The organism is Neoalteromonas facilis, assembly GCF_002807665.1.
Classification (GTDB): domain Bacteria; phylum Pseudomonadota; class Gammaproteobacteria; order Enterobacterales; family Alteromonadaceae; genus Alteromonas_E; species Alteromonas_E facilis.
This window is the reverse complement of record NZ_PEAY01000002.1, coordinates 304,436-324,376: the sequence shown is the minus strand read 5'-3', so window position 1 is coordinate 324,376 and position 19,941 is coordinate 304,436. Positions and strand designations below refer to the sequence as shown.

Below are 19,941 nucleotides of genomic sequence, written 5' to 3'. Positions count from 1 at the left end.
TTTTTGTGCACCTTATTTAATCAATACAAAAAACTGGTTATTCTGAGCCTCAATGCGTACGCTCAAACGAAGACCGATAGATGCCAGATCAACTGCCCACTTCATCACAATCACTCACCCCTCAGAGCGAACCACCGGCTAAACCTGATAGAACCAAAGACGATAAGACTATCGTAACCCCTTATGCTTTCGGTATAGCAGACGATTTACTGGGTTTACCAACGGCGTCGCCATCAAGGCGATTGTTTGCGATATTGATCGATTTACTGCTTATCGCTTTATTGAGCTCGCTAAATGCGCTGTTTCTGGCCGGCTTTGCTGCCATTACCTTTTTGCGAACGAATATCCGACTGGCGCGAGAAAAGCGTTTCAGACGAACCCGCAATGTACTCAGTGCTGTTATCGCCGTGCTCATATTCGCCATCTTATTCGGCATTGTTGATACCTTTAATCAAGACAATGACGATACCCCGGAAGGCGTATTGACCGGAGGCCAAGCCATCGCAACAGGTGCGTTGATACTCGCTTGGAATAGTTGTGAGGATGGTAGCTGCAAGTCAGACGTATTGGATGATTTTTCTACCTTGTATGCTGAAAGCAAAATAGCCCGAGCTGATTTCGGCAAAATTGTGCGCGACTTTTTACGCGAAGACACGACATTGACCGATACGCAGCGGCAGCAAATGGAACAGCAAAGCATGGCATTGTTTGATAGCCACCGCCAAACACAAGAAGAAGACGCGGGGGAAAATCAGAGTGCAGAAGTAGACTCCACAACAGACACCACGCAGCAAGCGGCAAACAGTGCAACGTCTGAAAACACTACTAACCAACCAGTTGTTGATGACGATGTTCCTGCAGATGAATTCAGTATTGTTACCTGGCTCAAAACGGTTGCCGCTGATTTGGGTATCGGCTTTGGTTGGGCAGCACTGTATTTCAGCGCCTTTACTACCATCTGGAAAGGCTCTACTCCGGGCAAAAGACTGATGGGAATATATGTCGTTAGGATTGACGGCAAAATACCATCACTATGGGAAAGTTTTGAGCGCTATGGTGGCTATGGGGCAGGATTGGCAACGGGATTACTTGGATTCTTACAGGTCCTTTGGGATCCCAACAGACAAGCCATTCAGGATAAGATATCCGAAACCTTGGTACTGCGAAGAACTCGCTAAGGCCAATTAAAAGCGCATCGAATAGTTCAGCGTAATGGCATTGTTGTGATTAAACGTTGCCACAGCGACATCTTGTGTTTCGGTATAACGCCAATCCTCACGTACAAGCGCTACGCGAAAATGATGGTCTTCACTAAAGGCAGGCAGATCTGCCTCTATGGCCCATTGCTTACTCAGTGGTAACTCGATTGCAGGGCCATGTGAGGCACGTAATTGATGGGTTGATTGTACTTTAACCCCCAACCCAATACGCCAGTCGGCAAACTGCCAACGGGGCATAAATTGATAGTCTTGCTCAATAACCTGTTGCGAAAACACGCCCCAACTATTCTTGGCTTTGCCGTAGCCAATGGAAAAATCGATTGAGAATCCGTCTGATATATCGCTTGTGAGCGTCAGATCATAGGCCTTCTGCTTACACCCTTCGAACTGGATCTTTTGCTTATTAAAGCTCAGTGAAAACAGCCCTGAAGTTTGCTCGACAAGCCATTCAGCGGCCGCTTCTCGGTCACCCTTAATACCGGCATGAGCATTCGCACATACGCACAGTGAGAGCAAGAAAGTTGCCTGTAAGCACTTTTTCATGGTCACCTCTGAACGTTTGGAAGTCTTAAAATAAGCATAGGCTGATAACCTAAATTTACTAGCATGAACCAGCACACTAGGTATTAACTTAAATACCTGTAGACACCGGTTCTAATAACAGCCCAATCATTTTCTTTCACAAAAGCAACTACTTAAAACATGCCAACGCGATAAAACTTGGAACTCCGAGGGTGAATGTTCTATGGTTGTGAAGTTAAATTGCGTTGAGGGAGTCTTGTGGAAAATATTGCCGTAATGCTGGTCGTCGTTGGCCTGATATCAATCGCATGTCAGTACGCGGCTTACAAGGTAAAGTTACCTGCCATTCTGTTTCTGTTGCTATCCGGAATAATAGTGGGTCCTGGCATTAACTTAATTAATGCAGATGCATTGTTCGGCGATCTTCTTTTCCCCATCGTGTCTTTATCTGTTGCCATTATCTTATTTGAAGGTGCTTTAACCCTAAAGTTCTCAGACATCAGCGGCCATGGCGCCATGGTGCGAAATCTATGCAGTGTTGGAGTAATAGTTACGTGGCTAGTCGCCACGCCAACTGCTCACTACGCGCTCAACCTGAGTTGGGAATTGGCGGCACTTTTTGGTGCCATTGTGACAGTCACGGGCCCGACAGTCATTGTGCCGATGCTGAGAACCGTAAGACCCTCATCAAAGCTAGCCAACATTTTACGCTGGGAAGGCATTGTTATTGACCCCATCGGCGCTCTTTTCGCGGTATTGGTATTTGAGTTTATCCTTGCGCAGCAAGATGCGGTGTTACATACCTTTATTGCATTTGGTACTACGGTGTTGGTCGGCGGTGCCTTAGGTAGCGCTTTTGGCTACATGCTAGGGGTAGCACTTCGAAAACAATGGATACCCTATTATCTGCAAAATACGGCCGTGCTGACGCTTATGCTCGCAGCATTTGCTTTCTCGAATGTCTTCGCCCATGAATCTGGTTTGTTGACCGTTACCATTGCGGGCATGATTTTGGCCAATATGCGCAATGTAGACGTTGAAAGTATCCTCGAGTTTAAAGAAACACTCAGTGTGTTGCTCATTTCTGCCCTGTTTATTTTACTCGCCACACGCATCGATTTTGCCGCAATTCAAGCTATCGGTATGGGTGCAGTAGTGGTAATTGCAGCAATAATGTTTGTCGCCAGGCCACTCGCCGTGGGTATGTCAGCGATTGGCACCGGATTAACTATTAAAGAGCAGGCGCTCCTGTCTTGGATAGCGCCTCGGGGTATTATCGCCGCCGCAGTTTCAGCACTTTTCTCAATTAAACTTGAAGCCGCAGGCTACGAACAAGCGTCTTTAATTGTGCCTATGGTGTTTTTAGTCATCATCGCTACCGTGGTCATTCAAAGCCTTACCTCGTCAACCGTCGCACAATGGCTGGGACTTCGTTCGCCGGAACAAAATGGATTTTTGCTGTTTGGGGCCAGTCAATTTTCACGTGAGTTAGCATTGGAATTGAGCAAAAGTGAGATCAATACCATCGTTGCAGATACCAACTGGGATGCCATACGACTATCGCGCATGCAAAATATTAAAACCTACTACGGTAACCCGATGAGTGATCATGCGGAGCGCTATCTCGATCTATCACTTGTCGGCAGTGTGCTCATTCTGTCTCCTTATCGCCAACTTAATCCATTGGTTACGGTGCATTTTGAACATGAGCTAGGACGCGATGCCACAGTTATGGGGTTAGGTAACAATGAGTCAGACAAACCACAAAGCCACCAAGTGAGTGAGAACTTTGCACAAAAAATGAGTCTGTTTGGTGAAGGGATTACCTACGCGTTTTTAGCGAGCGCGATGAAAAACGGTGCCATTATCAAAACCACGCGTTTAACGGAAGAGTTTACGTTCGCTGACTATAGAGAAAAATACGGAAACGATGCGATCCCATTGGTTCATATTCACGACAATAAAGTGGGTGTATTTTCATCATTGAAAAGTGTGAGTCCCAAACCCGGCTGGAAAATCATAAGCTTAGTGTTAAAAGTAGACGATCAACTTAAAGTCGCTTAAGGTTAGTTTAAGTAAGCAGCGTTAAGCTCTGCTTTATGTGTAGTTGAAAGACCTTAAAAATAGCAATGAACACAAGTAGTACCCAGCCGTTCTTGTCCAGCACTGGCCCTTACATTCATATCGCCCGTATGGTGGTGATAGGCCTTATCGTTCTGAGCGTTTCACGCTTAGGATTGGTAGCCTTGTTCTATGATCGCGTTGCCGCTACCGATGAATTGTTCAATATCTTTATTCAAGGCGTGCGCGCAGACATTATCCTAATGTCTATTCTAGCGGCCATTCCAATTTTGCTATCGTTGTTGTTCGCTGGGCCTCTAACACACAAAGTCTGGTTCAAGTTCACCTATCTTTGGGCCTTGGTTGGGCTGTGTGTTGTGGTATTTCTAGAGCTCACTACCCCGATGTTCATTCAACAATATGACATTCGCCCTAATCTGTTGTTTGTCGAATATCTCAAATATCCTAAAGAAGTGTGTTCAATGTTGTGGGTCGGCTTTAAGGGCGCCATAGTAGGTGTCACCATTGGCGGTGTTATTGCCTATATTGCGGCCAAGCGCATTTTAGCTGTCCCACAATCGATGCAACATTCCTGGAGCTTAAAGAAACGCCTACTAATATGGCCTTTGTGCGTTTTCCTAGCATTTGCCGGCATACGCTCTACAACTGAACACCGGCCCGCAAACCCATCCTTGTTTGCAATTACCGCAGATTCAATGGTCAACTCTATCGTCATCAATTCAGGCTACTCGTTGATTTACGCTTTGTATAACTTGCGCCATGAGAGCGAAAGCAGTGACATCTATGGTGAGCTCCCTATCGATGAAATGACACAACTCACGCGCGACTGGCCTTGGCTACAACATTATCAATACGACAGCGAACAACCCACGTTGCATTTTCAGCCCGCGACTATTGAGCGCGAAACGCCACCCAACATAGTGATTATTTTACACGAAAGCTTAGGCGCCACTTTCGTTGGGTCTTTAGGTGGAGTGCCCGTTACGCCAGAACTGGAAAAGCTCAAATCAGAAGGTATGTGGTTTGACAATTTATATGCCACGGGTACCCGATCGGTGCGCGGCATTGAAGCGGTTATTGCCGGATTTATGCCCACGCCTGCACAAAGTACAGTTAAGCTATCAGGCAGTCAGCGAGATTTCTCTACTTTGGCGTCAATATTGGCGCCCCATGGCTATCACACTCAATTTATCTATGGAGGAGAAGCCCACTTTGACAGCATGAGAAGCTTCTTTACCGGAAACGGATTTGCCCAAGTGATCGACCTACCTGACATTACATCACCCGTATTTGTGGGTAGTTGGGGAGCGAGTGATGAAGATCTATTTAACACTGCACACGACAACTTTGTTGAACTCAACCAAGCAGGGCAGCCCTTCTTTTCATTGGTATTTACCTCCAGTAACCACGAACCGTTCGAATTCCCAGATGACCGGATAGAGTTGTATGAACAACCAAAAGCAACCGCAAACAATGCGGTTAAATACGCTGATTGGGCGATGGGGCAATTTTTTCAACAAGCCAAAGCGAGTGAGTACTGGGATAACACGATTTTTCTAGTGGTCGCGGATCATGATAATCGCGTCTATGGCAGCAACCTGATCCCAGTAGAAAAATTCCGCATTCCCGGTGTGATTGTTGGGGGACCAATTGAGCCTGAAGTTATTGAGCCTGTCGCGAGCCAAATTGATCTTGCCCCTACGCTCTTAAGCTTGGCCGGTATATCAACCTGTCACGTGATGGATGGAAGAGACTTCACTTTGGATAAGCACAGTCCAGGACGCGCTTTACTGCAATTCGAAACCCTGTTTGCGTTAATGCAAGAACAAGAGCTGACGATTTTACGGCCAGACTCAACACCCTTGCATGCTCATTATGAAAAGGACGCAAAAACCCTGAATCTGACCGACAAGGGGATTTCTGAGGAAGAGTACAAGCGCGCGCTCGCTCATGTACAATTGCCATCTTATCTATACCGCCAGAAGCTCTATCATCCAGCGAGTGATTGTGCACATTCAGGTATCTAACGCGAATTACGGAAAACAAAACAATGAAAAAGCGCTATGTTGCACTCGCCATACTGGTGACTTGTATTGTTGGTTATCACATTGCGGTGGCCTATGTTGATAAGCAGCTAGCACAGCGACAATCAGCCTTAGCATTGGACTATTGCGACAAGGCATGGTCAACCCGTGGCTTGGTCACCGACTCAAGTATCCGCTTGCAACAAGCCAATTCGATTGACGCCATCAACCTGGCTATCGATAACGGCGCTCAAGGTGTTGAAGTTGACGTGTATTTTGATGTGGAGTTGGGGCAGTATGTTGTCAGTCACGATAGGCCCTATAACCTCAAAAATGGTGAGCTGTTATCACTGGAAAAGCTTTTCGCACACCTACAAAAGCCTATTTATGTGTGGCTGGACTTTAAAAAGCTTACGCGCTTAAACACAGAAGAAGTTGCACAAGCGGTTGCTCGCCTTACAAAGATAACCACCAATACTCCTATGGTGAGTAAAGTAGTGATAGAAACAGAACATCCGATCAAACTAGCCGCCTTCCGAGACGCAGGTTTTATGACCATGCTCGATACACAACCACTACCGCAGTCGTATATCGGTACAGCGTTTGTGCACAACTTCTATAAATTAGTGTATTACTTCTTCGATTTTACCGTAATGGGCACTAACTACGGCGAGCTAGACGATCCGGTATACAACGCAATAAGTGAACAGGTACTGCGACATGTACCGATGTTTATTTACCATGTGCCCAATGATAAGGCGCTGATCACCCGTCTCGCACGCATGGAGAATGTGCAGGTTGTCCTGAATACAGAGGAAACCGCTAACGCGTTTGTGCTTCCGGGCTGCAAGTAATTTAGTCCGCTAGCACAGGGTTCTTGATAAAAAGAATATCCATCAGAATCGCCGGGTCCCATTCACGCATGTCTTTTTCACACTTGAGGCGAATATCATCGAGCTGGGAAATTGTTGCTACGCCGAATTCATCGCTGACAATTATATGCACCAGTAAGTAGAGGTCACGCCCTTGCTTACTGATGCGCACTTCCACGTGCTCATAGGGTACATCTACTAACGTTTTCTTTAACTTGCGTTCAATAATACGAGTCACCGCCTCCGGTGGTGCTTTATTAATAACCTCATTGAGACTGTTCAATAGGATCCGAATGGGAATGGGCAGCATCACTATGCTCAGGATCAGCAGTAGAATTGGGTCGATAAAAGGTGAGTAGGCTGACAAGCCAATATACTCAAGGGCATAGGCCGACAAAAAGCCCGCTAAAATTGAAGCACTTAGTACACCATCAACAAACCACGTATGGGCATCAACATCGACCAAATCTGAGCGTAGCGTTTTACTCGCAAAACGCATGTAAAACGATATTGCGAAACAACCAATTGTCGCAACCACGCCATACAATATGGCCACATCATACTCAGCCACATTGCCGCCAGACATTAACGAATAGACCGAGCCTATCGCTGCATACACACAGACAGCGATAATGATTAGCGATTTAAATAAGTTTAATGTGGGTTCTATCGCGGTATAACCAAAGTGAAAGCGATCATCATCTGGTAGCTGTACCAAATGCGCCACCCTCAGGGTTAACAGCGCCATAAAAAAGGCAATAAGCGAATACATGCCATCAAATAATATGGCATCTGAGCCTGTCAGCTGAGCAAAAACCAGCGCCACAACGACAAACAGGCCAGCAACGTAAAGCGAAAGGCGTAACAAGAACTTTTCTTGTTGCGCATGAAAACCAATAGCCATTTAAATAGCTCAATATTTAACCGGCCGCGATTCTACTCTGCTTTTTATAAATAGGAAGAGGTCTGAAAAAATATTTTTTGAGTGGAAATCAGCAACAAAAAAGGCCGCAGATGCGGCCTTTTTTAAACTGGTTTGAATAATTAAATTATTCAGCAGCTTTAGTGACAACGTCAACCAATTTCCAAGTCTTAGACTTAGATAGAGGGCGACATTCAGTAATAGTTACTACGTCACCTTCATTACACTGGTTTGACTCATCATGAGCGTGTAGCTTAGTAGAACGCTTGATAAACTTCCCATAGATAGGGTGCTTAACGAAACGCTCAACCATAACAGTGATGGTTTTATCCATTTTGTTACTTACCACACGACCTTGTACTGTACGAATTTTTTGTTCAGTCATTAGCTTTTAGCCTTTTCAGTCAGAATGGTTTTTACACGCGCGATGCTACGACGCACTTTTTTCAACTGATCAGTTTTTTCAAGCTGGCCAGTTGTATGCTGCATACGTAGATTGAATTGCTCTTTAAGAAGACCAAGAAGCTCTTCGTTCAATTCTTCTACGCTCTTTGCTTTTAGTTCAGTCGCATTCATTACATCACCGTCCGAGTTACAAAGGTTGTTTTAAATGGCAGTTTTGCCGCAGCCAATGCAAACGCTTCACGTGCTAGTTCTTCTGGAACACCTTCCATTTCATATAACACACGACCCGGTTGAATTTGGCATACCCAGTACTCAACGTTACCTTTACCTTTACCTTGACGCACTTCTAATGGCTTCTCAGTAATTGGCTTATCAGGAAAAACGCGGATCCAAATTTTACCTTGACGCTTAACGTGACGCGTCATTGCTCGACGAGCTGCTTCGATTTGACGTGCAGTCATACGACCACGCGCTACGGCTTTAAGACCGTATGTACCGAAGCTTACTTTACCGCCGGCAATCGCTAGACCACGGTTACGCCCTTTATGCTGTTTACGAAATTTCGTACGCTTTGGTTGTAACATGATTAGCCCTCTCGCTTAGCGCTACGGCCTTTCTTCTTAGGTGCTGCTGGTGCTTGCTCTACTGCATTTGCTGCAGGCAATCCACCTAGTACTTCACCTTTGAAGATCCACACTTTAACGCCGATGATACCGTAAGTAGTCAATGCTTCAGATGTTGCATAGTCGATATCAGCACGGAATGTGTGCAAAGGTACACGACCTTCACGATACCATTCGCTACGTGCGATTTCTGCGCCGCCTAAACGACCGCTAACTTCAACTTTGATACCTTTAGCACCTAGACGCATTGCGTTCTGCACGGCACGCTTCATAGCGCGACGGAACATAACACGACGTTCTAGCTGGCTTGAAATGCTGTCAGCTACTAGCTGTGCATCTAGCTCAGGCTTACGGACTTCAGCAATATTGATCTGAGCTGGCACGCCGGCTAGCTTAGATACGTGATTACGAAGCTTTTCTACATCTTCACCTTTCTTACCGATAACAACGCCTGGACGAGCTGTGTGAATAGTCACACGGATGCTCTTAGCAGGACGCTCAATAACGATTTTAGAAAGAGAAGCGTTCTTCAACTGCTTAGTCAGATACTGACGTACCTGATGATCATTAAACAGGTTATCCGCATACTCTGCAGTATTCGCGTACCAGGTAGATGTCCATGGCTTGCTGATACCCAGGCGTATACCCGTAGGATGTACCTTCTGTCCCATTCTCTACTCCTAGTTATCCGCTACAACCACAGTAATGTGACTGCTACGCTTAAAAATACGATCAGCACGGCCTTTTGCACGTGTCTTGATCCGCTTCATCGTTGGGCCTTCGTCAACAAAGATTTTGGCAACGGTCAATTCGTCAATATCAGCACCTTCGTTGTGCTCTGCATTTGCAATCGCAGACTCAAGTACTTTCTTGACCAATGCTGCACTTTTCTTAGGACTATAAGTTAATAACTCAAGTGCCTTTTCAACGTGCAAACCGCGAATCTGATCTGCTACCAAACGTGCTTTTTGAGCTGACGTACGGGCAAAACGGTGTTTAGCTAATGCTTCCATCTCTTTCCCCTTAACGTTTCGCTTTCTTATCCGCGACATGGCCGCGGTAAGTGCGCGTTGGCGCAAATTCGCCCAACTTATGGCCGACCATTTCGTCACTGATTAATACAGGAACGTGTTGACGACCGTTATGGACTGCAATGGTTAAACCAATCATATCTGGAATAATCATTGAACGGCGTGACCAAGTTTTAATTGGACGACGCTCGTTCTTTTCCACTGCAGCCTCTACCTTCTTCAGCAAGTGAAGGTCAATAAAAGGACCTTTCTTGAGAGAACGTGGCATGGTGAATCCTCGCTATTACTTGTTACGACGACGTACGATAAGCTTATCTGTACGCTTGTTGCTGCGGGTTTTCTTACCCTTAGTAGGCACACCCCATGGAGTAACCGGATGACGGCCTCCAGAAGTACGGCCTTCACCACCACCGTGCGGGTGATCTACCGGGTTCATGGCAACACCACGAACGGTCGGACGGACACCACGCCAGCGATTAGCACCGGCTTTACCAAGTGAACGCAGCATGTGTTCAGCGTTGCCGACTTCACCAATGGTGGCGCGACAATCCGCTAATACTTTACGCATTTCGCCAGAACGAAGACGCAGAGTAACGTATGCTCCATCACGAGCCAGAATCTGTGCATATGCACCAGCTGAACGCGCGATTTGAGCACCTTTACCAGGCTTCATTTCGATGGCATGAACAGTAGTACCTACTGGCATGTTGCGCATAGGCATTGCGTTACCTGGCTTGATAGGCGCGTCAGAACCTGACTGCACCGCATCACCAGCCTGTGCACCTTTAGGCGCAAGGATGTAACGACGTTCACCGTCTGCGTACAATACCAATGCGATGTTAGCTGAACGGTTTGGATCATATTCCAAACGCTCAATCTTCGCAGGGATACCGTCTTTATTACGTTTAAAATCAATTACACGGTAGTGTTGCTTGTGACCACCACCGATATGGCGCACGGTAATGCGACCATTGTTGTTACGACCACCAGATTTGCTGTTCTTTTCTAATAGAGGCGCGTGTGGTGCACCTTTATGTAGATCAGGGTTAACCACCTGAACAACATGACGACGTCCGGCAGAAGTTGGCTTAGCTTTCAATAATGGCATGTCTAATCCCCTTCTTACTCAGCGCCACCGACGAAGTCGATATCCTGGCCTTCTTTCAACACAACGTAAGCTTTTTTCCAATCGCTACGCTTGCCGAAATGCATGCCGTGACGCTTGGTTTTACCTTTAACGTTAACCGTACGTACAGAATTCACTTCTACGTCGAATAATGATTCAACAGCTGCTTTGATTTCAGCTTTGTTGGCATCTTTAACAACTTTAAATACAACAGTGTTGTTTGCTTCAGCAGCAAGTGTCGTTTTTTCAGACACGTGCGGAGCAACCAATACTTTTAATAGACGTTCCTGGTTCATGCTAACGCCTCCTCAAGTTGCTTAACTGCATCAGCAGTCATTAGCACTTTTTCAAACGCAATTAAGCTGACCGGGTCGATACCTGCAACATCACGTACGTCAACCTTGTATAGGTTGCGTGATGACAAGAACAAGTTCTCATCAACTTCAGGCGTTACGATTAAAACGTCTTTTAATTCAAGCGCGTTTAATTTAGTTAGTAGTGCTTTAGTTTTTGGTGAATCAACACCAAAGCTTTCTACAACTACTAAACGGTCTTGACGTACCAATTCAGATAGGATGCTTTTGATCGCACCACGGTACATCTTTTTGTTGACCTTTTGCTCGTGATCACGAGGCTTGGCAGCAAATGCGCGGCCACCACCAACCCAAATTGGGCTGCGGATTGTACCAGCACGTGCACGACCAGTGCCTTTTTGACGCCATGGCTTCTTACCACCACCGCGTACTTCAGAACGTGTCTTCTGAGCTTTAGTACCCTGACGAGCGCCTGCACCGTATGCAACGACTACCTGGTGAACCAGAGCTTCGTTGAACTCACGTCCAAAGGTCGCTTCGGATACTTCAAGAGCGCCTTTGGCGTCTTTCAATGCTAATTCCATCACTTAACTCCCCAGACGTTAGGCTTTGACCGCAGGCTTAACGATGACGTCACCGCCAGTCGCGCCAGGTACTGTGCCTTTAACCAACAATAGGTTGTTTTCTGCGTCTACGCGTACTACTTCCAAAGACTGCATAGTCACGCGCTCGTTACCAAGCTGACCAGCCATTTTCTTGCCTTTGAATACTTTACCTGGAGATTGGTTTTGACCAATTGAACCAGGAGCACGATGCGACAATGAGTTACCGTGTGTATTACGTTGGTGTCTGAAGTTCCAACGCTTAATTGCACCCGCAAACCCTTTACCTTTTGAAGTACCTACAACGTCAACTTTTTTAGTTTCGTTGAATAGTTCAACAGTTATCTCACTGCCAACTTCAATGTCTGTGCCTTCATTCGCGTCTAGACGGAATTCCCACAAACCACGACCAGCTTCAACGCCAGCTTTAGCAAAGTGACCTGCGGCCGCTTTGTTAACACGGTTTGCTTTCTTCTCACCAGCAGTTACCTGTAATGCACGGTAACCATCAGTTTCCTCTGTACGAAGTTGAGTAACACGGTTAGGGGTTGCTTCAATAACAGTCACAGGGATAGATACACCATCTTCAGTGAAGATGCGTGTCATACCCACTTTACGACCGATAAGACCAATCGCCATTGTTATAACCCTCTTCTATTAGCCCAGGCTGATTTGAACATCAACGCCGGCAGCCAAGTCCAATCTCATTAGAGCGTCAACAGTTTTATCTGTTGGCTCAATGATATCTACCAAACGCTTATGAGTACGGATTTCATACTGATCACGTGCGTCTTTGTTCACGTGAGGAGAAACCAATACTGTGTAGCGTTCTTTGCGAGTAGGTAAAGGAATAGGACCGCTTACCTGAGCACCAGTACGTTTCGCTGTTTCTACGATTTCAGCCGTAGATTGATCGATCAACTTGTGATCAAACGCTTTTAAACGAATACGAATTCTTTGATTTGGCATCGATTAAGCTCCAATCGAAAGAACAAAAAAATTCACCTTCTTTGCAGTTCGTTCTGCAAAAAAGATGTGCGTAAACCGATAGTTCCCATTCGGAACCCTGTTTCAACTCTTATCACGCCCGCCTTAACCAGTTCTTTTAAGGTTTCGGTTACAACCCTAAAAGCAGTGTTGTAACGGATAATCGTCTATGCCCACAAGGGCAAGTGGGCGCGAATTATATAGAGGTTAGCCAAGATTGCAAGTGTTAAGTGGGATTAAATTGGTTTATTAATGACCAGCGGTGTTTTTCACTCGGTAGCAAATGCTCGCGTTAATCTTTTTGCGCTTCGGATGCTACGCAGTCTTTTTCATCTTTCTTCCCTTCGATCACAGGCGGGCATGTTGGTACCAATGTATCGAAGGTAAACTCCATATCTGAATGTTCTTCACCGGTAATCCGTTTTATTTCCTTTAATAGTGCCGCCTTTCTCTCTTCAGTCAGCTTACCTTCTATACCTGCTTGTATTTCGTATCCACCGTCAGGCAACTTCTTAATAGCAAGGTCTGGGAATGGAAAGGTTTCCTGTTTGAATGTGTTTGGGTAAATAAAGTACCCGACGGCAAAAATGCCAAACAAAGCGCACATCAATACTATCCGCTTCGCATATAGGTTGTGGCGCGTTTGCTCATTGGTTAGCTCTACACTTGGTAACCAGCGATACCCTTTTCGTTGCACCGTTTGAATATAAGCAGGGCTTTTCGCATCGTCATTTAATGCCTTACGCAATCTAGCCATACAATTCGCCAGAGAGTCTGGGCCAACAACAACTTCGGGCCAAAGGTTAGCAGTAATTTCCTCCTTACTTATCGTAGCTCCATTCGCGCATACTAATAAAACCAGCAGCTCTAAAACCTTCGGTTGCAGCGTGTACGTTTCACCATTGCGTTGGATTGTATTCTGACTGACGTTGACCAACACATCTCCGGTTTTAAACGGAGCGCTTTTCAGGCGTTCAATTGTCAGCTCTATCGGCTCATCTAACTTCATGATTCTTCTATACGTTGGCTTGGATAGTAATTGGATAGATAAAAGTTACTTATATTTAAGTGGGCGATTCTAGCATTCTTTTATCGTTTCAAAGATAAAGATACCTATTCTCACATTCGCAGAAATCTATTACATGTTTAGGATCTTACTTTTACTTATCACTTTGCCTTTACCGAGTTACGCTATTATTATTCGGCATGATGTGCCAGATGAACAATACAGGGCCACTATAAATGACTTTCCAGCACTCGCCACTCTCTACGTAGATGGCGCGCACGGAACTCTCATTGCACCAGAATGGGTGGTAACGGCCGCCCACGCCTCATTCTGTATTAAGCCTAAGAGCACCATCCTTATCAATGGGCGCATTAGGCAAATTGGCCAATTGTATGTTCACCCAGACTATCAACCTGGCGAGAGCCATGACATCGCGTTAATGCAATTGAGCGCCCCGGCACTTGATGTAACGCCAGCCAAGCTTTATCAAAAAGAGGATGAGGAAGGGCTAGTTGCATGGTTTATTGGCATTGGCGGCACCGGGAACGGGGAGCTTGGTGAAACCATCGACAATGCATTAAACAACGGCCTACTTCGCCAGGCACAAAATAGGATCCATGCAGCCCAAGGCCCATTGCTCATATTTGAGTTTGATAAAGGCGAACAGGCTTTGCCATTAGAAGGTGTTTCGGGTGGTGGTGATAGTGGCGGGCCCGCGTTTATTCGAACACAAAATGGGTTTGAATTGTTAGGCGTAAGCTCAAGGTTTACGGGTGGATCGATTGGTCAGTATGGTATTTCTGAATACTACTCACGTATATCATTCTTTTATTCATGGATAGATAGCATTATTACAGGCGACGACGGACAAAGAGCATCGCTAGCTCAAAACCGATTGGCACACCTACCGGCGGGTCTGACGCCTGACATCTTGCCATCTGTCTGCAATGCGATAGCAATCAACGATAGTCATCGCAACCTGATTAAATGAACGGGCGGGCGTTTTCTGCCTGCTTGAATCAAGAAAAACAACAAGTTACATTACTTTCGTCAACTTTATTAGGATATATAAGCGATGGATGAACTTACCCTAACATTATTAGTTTTGCTGGCTACCGCATTGGTTATTCTGCTGCTAGGCGCTTTTTTTAGAACCTCCAAGAGCCACGATTTTATTAACGGAAGGGAGCACATCACAGATATCACTGAATACGCAAACGGCGTAGGAAATAGCCTGATGGTCACCGCAGCCTCATTGATGGTGATTGGTATTGCATTTTACACTCAAACCATTGGAGAAATTGGTCTCGCCCTTGGTGTTGTTTGTTGTGGCTTTCTGCCCATACCTTGGATCGCGCGTACGCATATAAAGTATACGAAGAAGAAAAGCTAAATCAGCAATAAATCGATATTGCTCGATGCCTGTAGATTTCAATGAAGTCGCTCGAGAAACGCTTGGCTAGCAAAAAAAATCGTAAAACCACTGTTTATATATTCAGTTTTCACAATGAAGCAAATGCCAGTACATATTTTCCGAACTTGTCGTTATAAATTCCCCCAAAGTGACCAATAACATGCCAAGTCAGTATTGCTGGACGCTCCGCGCCGATTTGTTAGACTGGCAAAACAGAAAATACACCACTTTGGTGTAAAACTTTACGCCAAGTAGGCGTCCAATAAGTTGTTAGAACTACAAGGACGATTCGTGAAAAATTTATCCGCTTTTTTAATTTTATTTTGGAGTGCATTAGCTACCGCGAGCGATGCTATTGAGTGGAGTGGCCTAGCAACAATCGAAAAGGAGTCTATTGAATTGAAGGCAAAGGAATATATTAATAGCGCAATGCCTGAAATCAGAGGTGCTGAAATTAAACTGATGAGTGTTAATGCCAGCTATGACTTTAGATTCGAGCACTCAAACTTACACGTAATGTTTATGCATTCAATGTCCTTTTTGGAGGGCGAAGCCGAGGAGCGGGTTGTTTATGTTGATGACCAGCCTCAGGTTATTAAAATGAATAAAATTCAATATATTTTCGTCGACTTCCAAATTGATGGGAATCCTTATAAACATAGAATTGAGAAGGTTCCTTTTAATGGCTCTAAAGATGATTTCTTGGAAGAATTTGGCAGGTTCTAACAAGCCCATTAAAGCGCTGCGCTGGAACACTTACCTGTAGGCTCCCTCCGCTTCGCTCCGTATTTTAGCCTACAGGTAATTGCCCCTTATGGGGGTGTTATACACCTTTGGTAGAGCATGGAAGAATACTTTAACGGTTTAAGAAAAATCAGAAAAAAAAGAGCCACGATCAAGCTCTTATTCTGGCCGTTTGTTTTTACCTTTTTACTCGTTTCGATAGTCAGTGCAGCTTTTCGACCATTGTTTGCAATTGAGATAGTGTTAGTTGTTTTTGGTTACTTTATCTATTTCCGTTATGCGTTTTCTAAGTGCCCCAGATGCAACAACAGATATTTTAGCGTGTTCAATATCATGTCGTGTTACTGTTATTTCTTAGACTTCTTCGCGTCTCAATGTAGCCATTGCAGTTTAAAAATGTCTGAGTTGCCTGAAGTCACCGAATACAAAGCACAAAAGCATGATAAAGAATGGAAGGAATAGGTGTATAACAAGCCAATAAAGCTCACTCGCTCCGCTCGCTGGGACACAAGCGGGGCGTTATGTTTTTTTGTTTTACAGATGTCTTCGATGAGTAAGGGTTAGTATGTGGGCAATATACTGGCGCTTTTTGCTCGCGGTGCTTACAGTGTTTTTGCTTACTGTTTTAACAGTGCAATTCCTGCCTATTTTGCAATTCATTGCAAACTCTCATTACCACCCATCAGCTTTTTGGCTAGTTGCTACTTTTATCGCTATGGCTATTTCACAACTTACTTCAAAAGGTTTAGTCCACGCGTATTTCGGCAAACGTTTGCAGTTATGTCCAACATTTTGGTCACGTATTAATGTCTGTTTATTTGGTTTGTTGGGTTTTCTTGCCGCTTGTGCACTTGTCGTCCAAGCTGTCGCAACGCCTGCCGGTTGGGCAAACTACAAACTTTATTTTCAACCGGTCGTGCTAATTCTGGGTCCTTGGGTAGCTGGTAGTTTTATGCTACATCAGGTAAAACATAACAATCTGCTGTAGTCGCTCTCAGGAAGGCTGGAACGCCTACTTGCTGCGGCTTCATCATTTTCGCAGCAAGCATTCGCCCATTATCGGGGCATTAGGAAGCAGTATGGAATTCGAAATAATAAGAAATTTGGAACTAGAGCTGAACGATCCTGCTATACGAAAAGATAAACAACGCTTAGCAGCCTTAATATCTGAAGATTTTGAGGAAATTGGAAAATCTGGAAGAAAATTTACGAAATCAGATATCATCAACGAATTGGTTAACGAAGAGCCCGTTGCTTTTTCTACCCACGATTTTAACTTTATTGTTCTTGCTGAAGACTGCATTTTGGTTAAGTATCAAACTACAATCGATCAACAAAGTGCGTATCGATGTTCTATATGGAAAAGGGTAAATAACAATTGGCAGATTAAATATCACCAAGGCACTTCGATTAAACATGCTATGTAACAAATTAAGTCATTCACTGCGCTCGCTGTTGCCATAACATGTCTCCTAATAGTTCGCCACCAAACCTTAGCAATGCGCTACACCTGTGGCAAATTGCCACCGCAAAAACGAGAAAGGAATCACGATGTTTCACAAATTATTACCTATCTGTTTAATACTGCTTAGCCTCGGTGTCTCAGCCGATGAACTTACTCCAACTAAATCTGGAATGTTTGATGTCGGGGGCTTTAGTCTCTATTTAGAATGCTATGAAAATGACAACCCCAAATTAATACTTGAACAGGGGTTTGGTCGCTCTGGCTCTGATGGAGTCTGGTTGAACAATATTAAAGCTCTCAAAGACCAATATAGTATCTGTCTTTACGATCGTTCTGGTTTAGGGAAAAGTGAAAAGGGGCCAGTTCCTTTTACGATTAACGACAACGCTAAACGCCTTCATGCTCTTTTATCTGCTGCCAACATAAATCCACCATACTATTTCGCTGGGGGCTCATACGCTTCCTATATCATCACTGCCTACAATAACCTTTACCCAGATGAAGTATTGGGTGCTGTGTTTATCGCCCCCCCTACTCTTGGGTATTTTTACACAATGGGTACTCGTTGGCCTGAAAGCTTTGAAACTGACAACGAAAAATTGAAACGCTACATGGCATTTGAAAAAAGTGTTTTAAATCCAATGTTCGAACGTGTTCCAGAAAACATCGATCATATGGAAAGCTATAAACAACTATCAAACGCCAATAATTTTGACGCCAAGCCTATTATTGTCATCCGCACCAAACAGAGCGCAGAACCCTACGATCCACCATTTGTTCCAGCCCAAATTGCGCAAAGAATGGAATCATTGGAACAGGGCGCAGAAGACTATTTCAAATCACTTTCAACTGATGTAGAAATCATTTACTCAACATCTGAAAAACATCATTTACACATTTCAGACCCAGAATTAGTCGTATCAAAAATACAGGCATTGGCAAGGTAGTGGGGCTTTACAAACCACCACAAAGATTTCCCTGGGACGCAAACACGCAGGCGGCTTCGCTTTTATCACCTGCGTGTCCGGGCCCCATATTGGGATTTTATATTCACCGTTTAATCAAACAAAGGAAGTTCTATGAAAACAAAAACTAAAACAATATTGGCCTACACAGTGGCATTGCTTCTCATTGGCAGTGTGGGATTCTACGCGTCAATGGAAGACTACCAGAAAGAGAATATGTCTAAGTTCATTAGCCAAACGTTTTCTTAGAGGCACAATTGAAAGTCGTTGAAAGCCATAAATTAAACGACTTTCAAAAAACTCTCTTTTTTTCAGTGAGTGAACATAACAAGAGTATAATATAGGCTGCTGATCAGCTCTCAGGAGTCTCTCGGTATGAACCATACACATCTACTTACGCTTTCAACATTGACAGAATACATGTGTATCAGTCGAATACATTCATGATTTTATATTGTTGCGAACCCCATAATGCTCAATAAGCTATTTAAAGTAGTCGGTTTGTTTGTGATCGTGTCACTGACCATCTTTATTACTTGGGCATATGTGCCTGAACCTAAAACGGTTCCATTGATAGAAAGTAATTCAGAAACACAATACTGGCACCTCAATCGTGGCTTTAAAATAGCGTATAGCCATTTTGGCAATACTGATAAAACCGTCCCCCCTATTATTTTTCTTCACGGGGGCCCTGGCGGTTATATACATTCAGCAGTGATTGAGACGCTAAAGCCACTTAGCCAACAAGGATTTGAGCTATATTTTTACGACCAACTTGGCTCGGGTAGGTCTGAGCGCCCAGCTAAATTTTCGGATGTGACATTGGGATCCCATGTCTCCGATCTGCACGAGATAGTCACTCAGCACATTGGCACGAATAAGGTAACCCTTGTCGCACATTCTTTTGGGGCCGATATTGCGGCTCACTTTGTCGCAAGATATCCCGATCTGGTTCACAAAATTGTGTTTTCATCTCCTGGTGGTATTACTCCAGAGCCCTATGACAATGACGGAAACCCTATTCGTTACCATATACCAACGCCTAAAGAATATAACTTTGTTGAGCCGTGGAGTTATCACGAAACATCTGACAACGCGATACTAAAGCCAAAGCCAATGCTAGCGTTAGCAGGCGCATTGTTGTTTGATATCAAACTGATTTCTGACAACGAAATGGATACGCTTTTTAATAATCTAGTCAGTAAAGTCACGGCGGGAATGGTTTGTGACCCCATTAACGTTAAGCCCGAAGAGGGAGGGGCTGGCGCTTACGCGTATATGTCTACAAACTACAATCCAGACGCTATTGATATTCGCCCGTCTTTAAAACCGATTCCGTCGATTACCCTTCATGGACAATGCGATTCAATACCTTATGGCGTCGCCATAGAGTTTAGCGAATTGTTTGGTGCTGACTATCACTTTATTGAAAATGCTGGACATATTATTTGGTGGGAACAACCGGACACGTATTACGAATTAATTTTGGCCTTTCTAAAATCTCCCTAATTCTCATACTATATAGATAGAGGACGTCTCAACATGAGGCGCTTGATTGGGATTCAACTAAGGTGTTGAGTTCCATGGAGGCAAGTCAATGAAAAAGGCGTTTTTCTT

The 19,941-nt window shown here is 44.6% G+C and carries 26 protein-coding genes; 12 read left to right on the top strand and 14 right to left on the bottom strand.

The genetic code is table 11. From position 1 onward, the window contains the following. The first annotated feature begins 80 nt into the window (after positions 1 to 80). The gene (locus CSH93_RS18100; protein WP_240615522.1) at positions 81 to 1,178 is read left to right on the top strand and encodes an RDD family protein; all 1,098 of its coding nucleotides are present in this window, start codon (positions 81 to 83) and stop codon (positions 1,176 to 1,178) included. 6 nt (positions 1,179 to 1,184) lie between these two features. Here the strand turns inward: CSH93_RS18100 and CSH93_RS07645 are convergent, their stop codons facing one another. After that, the gene (locus CSH93_RS07645; protein WP_100642646.1) at positions 1,185 to 1,763 is read right to left on the bottom strand and encodes a hypothetical protein; all 579 of its coding nucleotides are present in this window, start codon (positions 1,761 to 1,763) and stop codon (positions 1,185 to 1,187) included. Between the two features lie 237 nt (positions 1,764 to 2,000). Here CSH93_RS07645 and CSH93_RS07640 point away from each other — a divergent pair, with 237 nt between their 5' ends. From CSH93_RS07640 to CSH93_RS07630, 3 genes are all read left to right on the top strand, one after another. Then, complete coding sequence (locus tag CSH93_RS07640; protein ID WP_100642645.1) at positions 2,001 to 3,806, top strand: cation:proton antiporter; 1,806 nt, start codon at positions 2,001 to 2,003, stop codon at positions 3,804 to 3,806. A gap of 65 nt (positions 3,807 to 3,871) precedes the next feature. After that, positions 3,872 to 5,851: an LTA synthase family protein gene (locus tag CSH93_RS07635; RefSeq protein ID WP_205663240.1), complete on the top strand. Its 1,980-nt coding sequence runs from the start codon at positions 3,872 to 3,874 to the stop codon at positions 5,849 to 5,851. 23 nt (positions 5,852 to 5,874) lie between these two features. Further along, positions 5,875 to 6,702 carry a PI-PLC domain-containing protein gene (locus CSH93_RS07630; RefSeq protein WP_100642644.1) on the top strand — a complete coding sequence of 276 codons (828 nt, stop codon included), beginning with the start codon at positions 5,875 to 5,877 and terminating at the stop codon, positions 6,700 to 6,702. Between the two features lies 1 nt (position 6,703). Here the strand turns inward: CSH93_RS07630 and CSH93_RS07625 are convergent, their stop codons facing one another. The 13 genes from CSH93_RS07625 to CSH93_RS07565 form a co-directional block, all read right to left on the bottom strand. Further along, positions 6,704 to 7,624: a cation diffusion facilitator family transporter gene (locus tag CSH93_RS07625; RefSeq protein WP_100642643.1), complete on the bottom strand. Its 921-nt coding sequence runs from the start codon at positions 7,622 to 7,624 to the stop codon at positions 6,704 to 6,706. Between the two features lie 145 nt (positions 7,625 to 7,769). Next, positions 7,770 to 8,027, bottom strand: a complete 258-nt coding sequence (gene rpsQ / locus CSH93_RS07620) for a 30S ribosomal protein S17 (protein WP_100642642.1) — start codon at positions 8,025 to 8,027, stop codon at positions 7,770 to 7,772. After that, positions 8,027 to 8,218 (bottom strand): 50S ribosomal protein L29, encoded by a 192-nt coding sequence (gene rpmC / locus CSH93_RS07615; RefSeq protein ID WP_100642641.1) that lies wholly within the window; start codon positions 8,216 to 8,218, stop codon positions 8,027 to 8,029. The genes rpsQ and rpmC overlap by 1 nt, the downstream gene beginning before the upstream one ends. Then, entirely contained in the window at positions 8,218 to 8,631 is a 414-nt protein-coding gene (gene rplP / locus CSH93_RS07610) for a 50S ribosomal protein L16 (RefSeq protein WP_100642640.1), read from the bottom strand. Before rplP ends, rpmC begins: the two co-directional genes overlap by 1 nt. 2 nt (positions 8,632 to 8,633) lie before the next feature. Beyond that, positions 8,634 to 9,341, bottom strand: a complete 708-nt coding sequence (gene rpsC / locus CSH93_RS07605) for a 30S ribosomal protein S3 (protein WP_100642639.1) — start codon at positions 9,339 to 9,341, stop codon at positions 8,634 to 8,636. A 9-nt stretch (positions 9,342 to 9,350) separates the two neighbouring features. Further along, a complete protein-coding gene (rplV, locus tag CSH93_RS07600) occupies positions 9,351 to 9,683 on the bottom strand; it encodes a 50S ribosomal protein L22 (protein WP_100642638.1) in 333 nt (110 codons plus the stop codon). A gap of 10 nt (positions 9,684 to 9,693) precedes the next feature. Further along, positions 9,694 to 9,969, bottom strand: coding sequence for a 30S ribosomal protein S19 (rpsS, locus tag CSH93_RS07595; protein ID WP_100642637.1), 276 nt, complete (start codon positions 9,967 to 9,969; stop codon positions 9,694 to 9,696). A gap of 15 nt (positions 9,970 to 9,984) precedes the next feature. Further along, positions 9,985 to 10,809 (bottom strand): 50S ribosomal protein L2, encoded by an 825-nt coding sequence (rplB, locus tag CSH93_RS07590; protein WP_100642636.1) that lies wholly within the window; start codon positions 10,807 to 10,809, stop codon positions 9,985 to 9,987. 14 nt (positions 10,810 to 10,823) lie between these two features. Next, complete coding sequence (gene rplW, locus CSH93_RS07585; protein WP_100642635.1) at positions 10,824 to 11,123, bottom strand: 50S ribosomal protein L23; 300 nt, start codon at positions 11,121 to 11,123, stop codon at positions 10,824 to 10,826. Then, positions 11,120 to 11,725, bottom strand: a complete 606-nt coding sequence (gene rplD / locus CSH93_RS07580; RefSeq protein ID WP_100642634.1) for a 50S ribosomal protein L4 — start codon at positions 11,723 to 11,725, stop codon at positions 11,120 to 11,122. Before rplD ends, rplW begins: the two co-directional genes overlap by 4 nt. Positions 11,726 to 11,743: 18 nt before the next feature. Further along, positions 11,744 to 12,382 (bottom strand): 50S ribosomal protein L3, encoded by a 639-nt coding sequence (gene rplC / locus CSH93_RS07575; RefSeq protein WP_100642633.1) that lies wholly within the window; start codon positions 12,380 to 12,382, stop codon positions 11,744 to 11,746. An 18-nt stretch (positions 12,383 to 12,400) separates the two neighbouring features. Further along, positions 12,401 to 12,712: a 30S ribosomal protein S10 gene (gene rpsJ, locus CSH93_RS07570; RefSeq protein ID WP_008845776.1), complete on the bottom strand. Its 312-nt coding sequence runs from the start codon at positions 12,710 to 12,712 to the stop codon at positions 12,401 to 12,403. 310 nt (positions 12,713 to 13,022) lie between these two features. Next, positions 13,023 to 13,739, bottom strand: coding sequence for a winged helix-turn-helix domain-containing protein (locus CSH93_RS07565; protein WP_100642632.1), 717 nt, complete (start codon positions 13,737 to 13,739; stop codon positions 13,023 to 13,025). 133 nt (positions 13,740 to 13,872) lie between these two features. On the opposite strand from CSH93_RS07565, the gene CSH93_RS07560 reads away from it, so the two are divergent. The 8 genes from CSH93_RS07560 to CSH93_RS07525 all read left to right on the top strand — a co-directional run bounded on the left by CSH93_RS07560 (position 13,873) and on the right by CSH93_RS07525 (position 19,833). Further along, positions 13,873 to 14,727: a S1 family peptidase gene (locus CSH93_RS07560; protein WP_100642631.1), complete on the top strand. Its 855-nt coding sequence runs from the start codon at positions 13,873 to 13,875 to the stop codon at positions 14,725 to 14,727. A gap of 84 nt (positions 14,728 to 14,811) precedes the next feature. Then, positions 14,812 to 15,129 carry a hypothetical protein gene (locus CSH93_RS07555; RefSeq protein ID WP_100642630.1) on the top strand — a complete coding sequence of 106 codons (318 nt, stop codon included), beginning with the start codon at positions 14,812 to 14,814 and terminating at the stop codon, positions 15,127 to 15,129. Between the two features lie 312 nt (positions 15,130 to 15,441). Beyond that, entirely contained in the window at positions 15,442 to 15,876 is a 435-nt protein-coding gene (locus CSH93_RS07550) for a hypothetical protein (protein WP_100642629.1), read from the top strand. 583 nt (positions 15,877 to 16,459) lie between these two features. Continuing rightward, positions 16,460 to 16,882 carry a hypothetical protein gene (locus CSH93_RS07540; protein WP_100642627.1) on the top strand — a complete coding sequence of 141 codons (423 nt, stop codon included), beginning with the start codon at positions 16,460 to 16,462 and terminating at the stop codon, positions 16,880 to 16,882. A 91-nt stretch (positions 16,883 to 16,973) separates the two neighbouring features. Further along, on the top strand, positions 16,974 to 17,321 hold the full coding sequence (locus CSH93_RS07535) for a nuclear transport factor 2 family protein (protein ID WP_100642626.1): 348 nt from the start codon (positions 16,974 to 16,976) through the stop codon (positions 17,319 to 17,321). Between the two features lie 124 nt (positions 17,322 to 17,445). Continuing rightward, on the top strand, positions 17,446 to 18,306 hold the full coding sequence (locus CSH93_RS07530; RefSeq protein ID WP_100642625.1) for an alpha/beta fold hydrolase: 861 nt from the start codon (positions 17,446 to 17,448) through the stop codon (positions 18,304 to 18,306). Positions 18,307 to 18,438: 132 nt separating this feature from the next. Continuing rightward, a complete protein-coding gene (locus CSH93_RS18210; protein WP_276307700.1) occupies positions 18,439 to 18,573 on the top strand; it encodes a hypothetical protein in 135 nt (44 codons plus the stop codon). 222 nt (positions 18,574 to 18,795) lie between these two features. Then, on the top strand, positions 18,796 to 19,833 hold the full coding sequence (locus CSH93_RS07525) for an alpha/beta fold hydrolase (protein WP_100642624.1): 1,038 nt from the start codon (positions 18,796 to 18,798) through the stop codon (positions 19,831 to 19,833). The last annotated feature ends 108 nt before the right edge of the window (positions 19,834 to 19,941 follow it).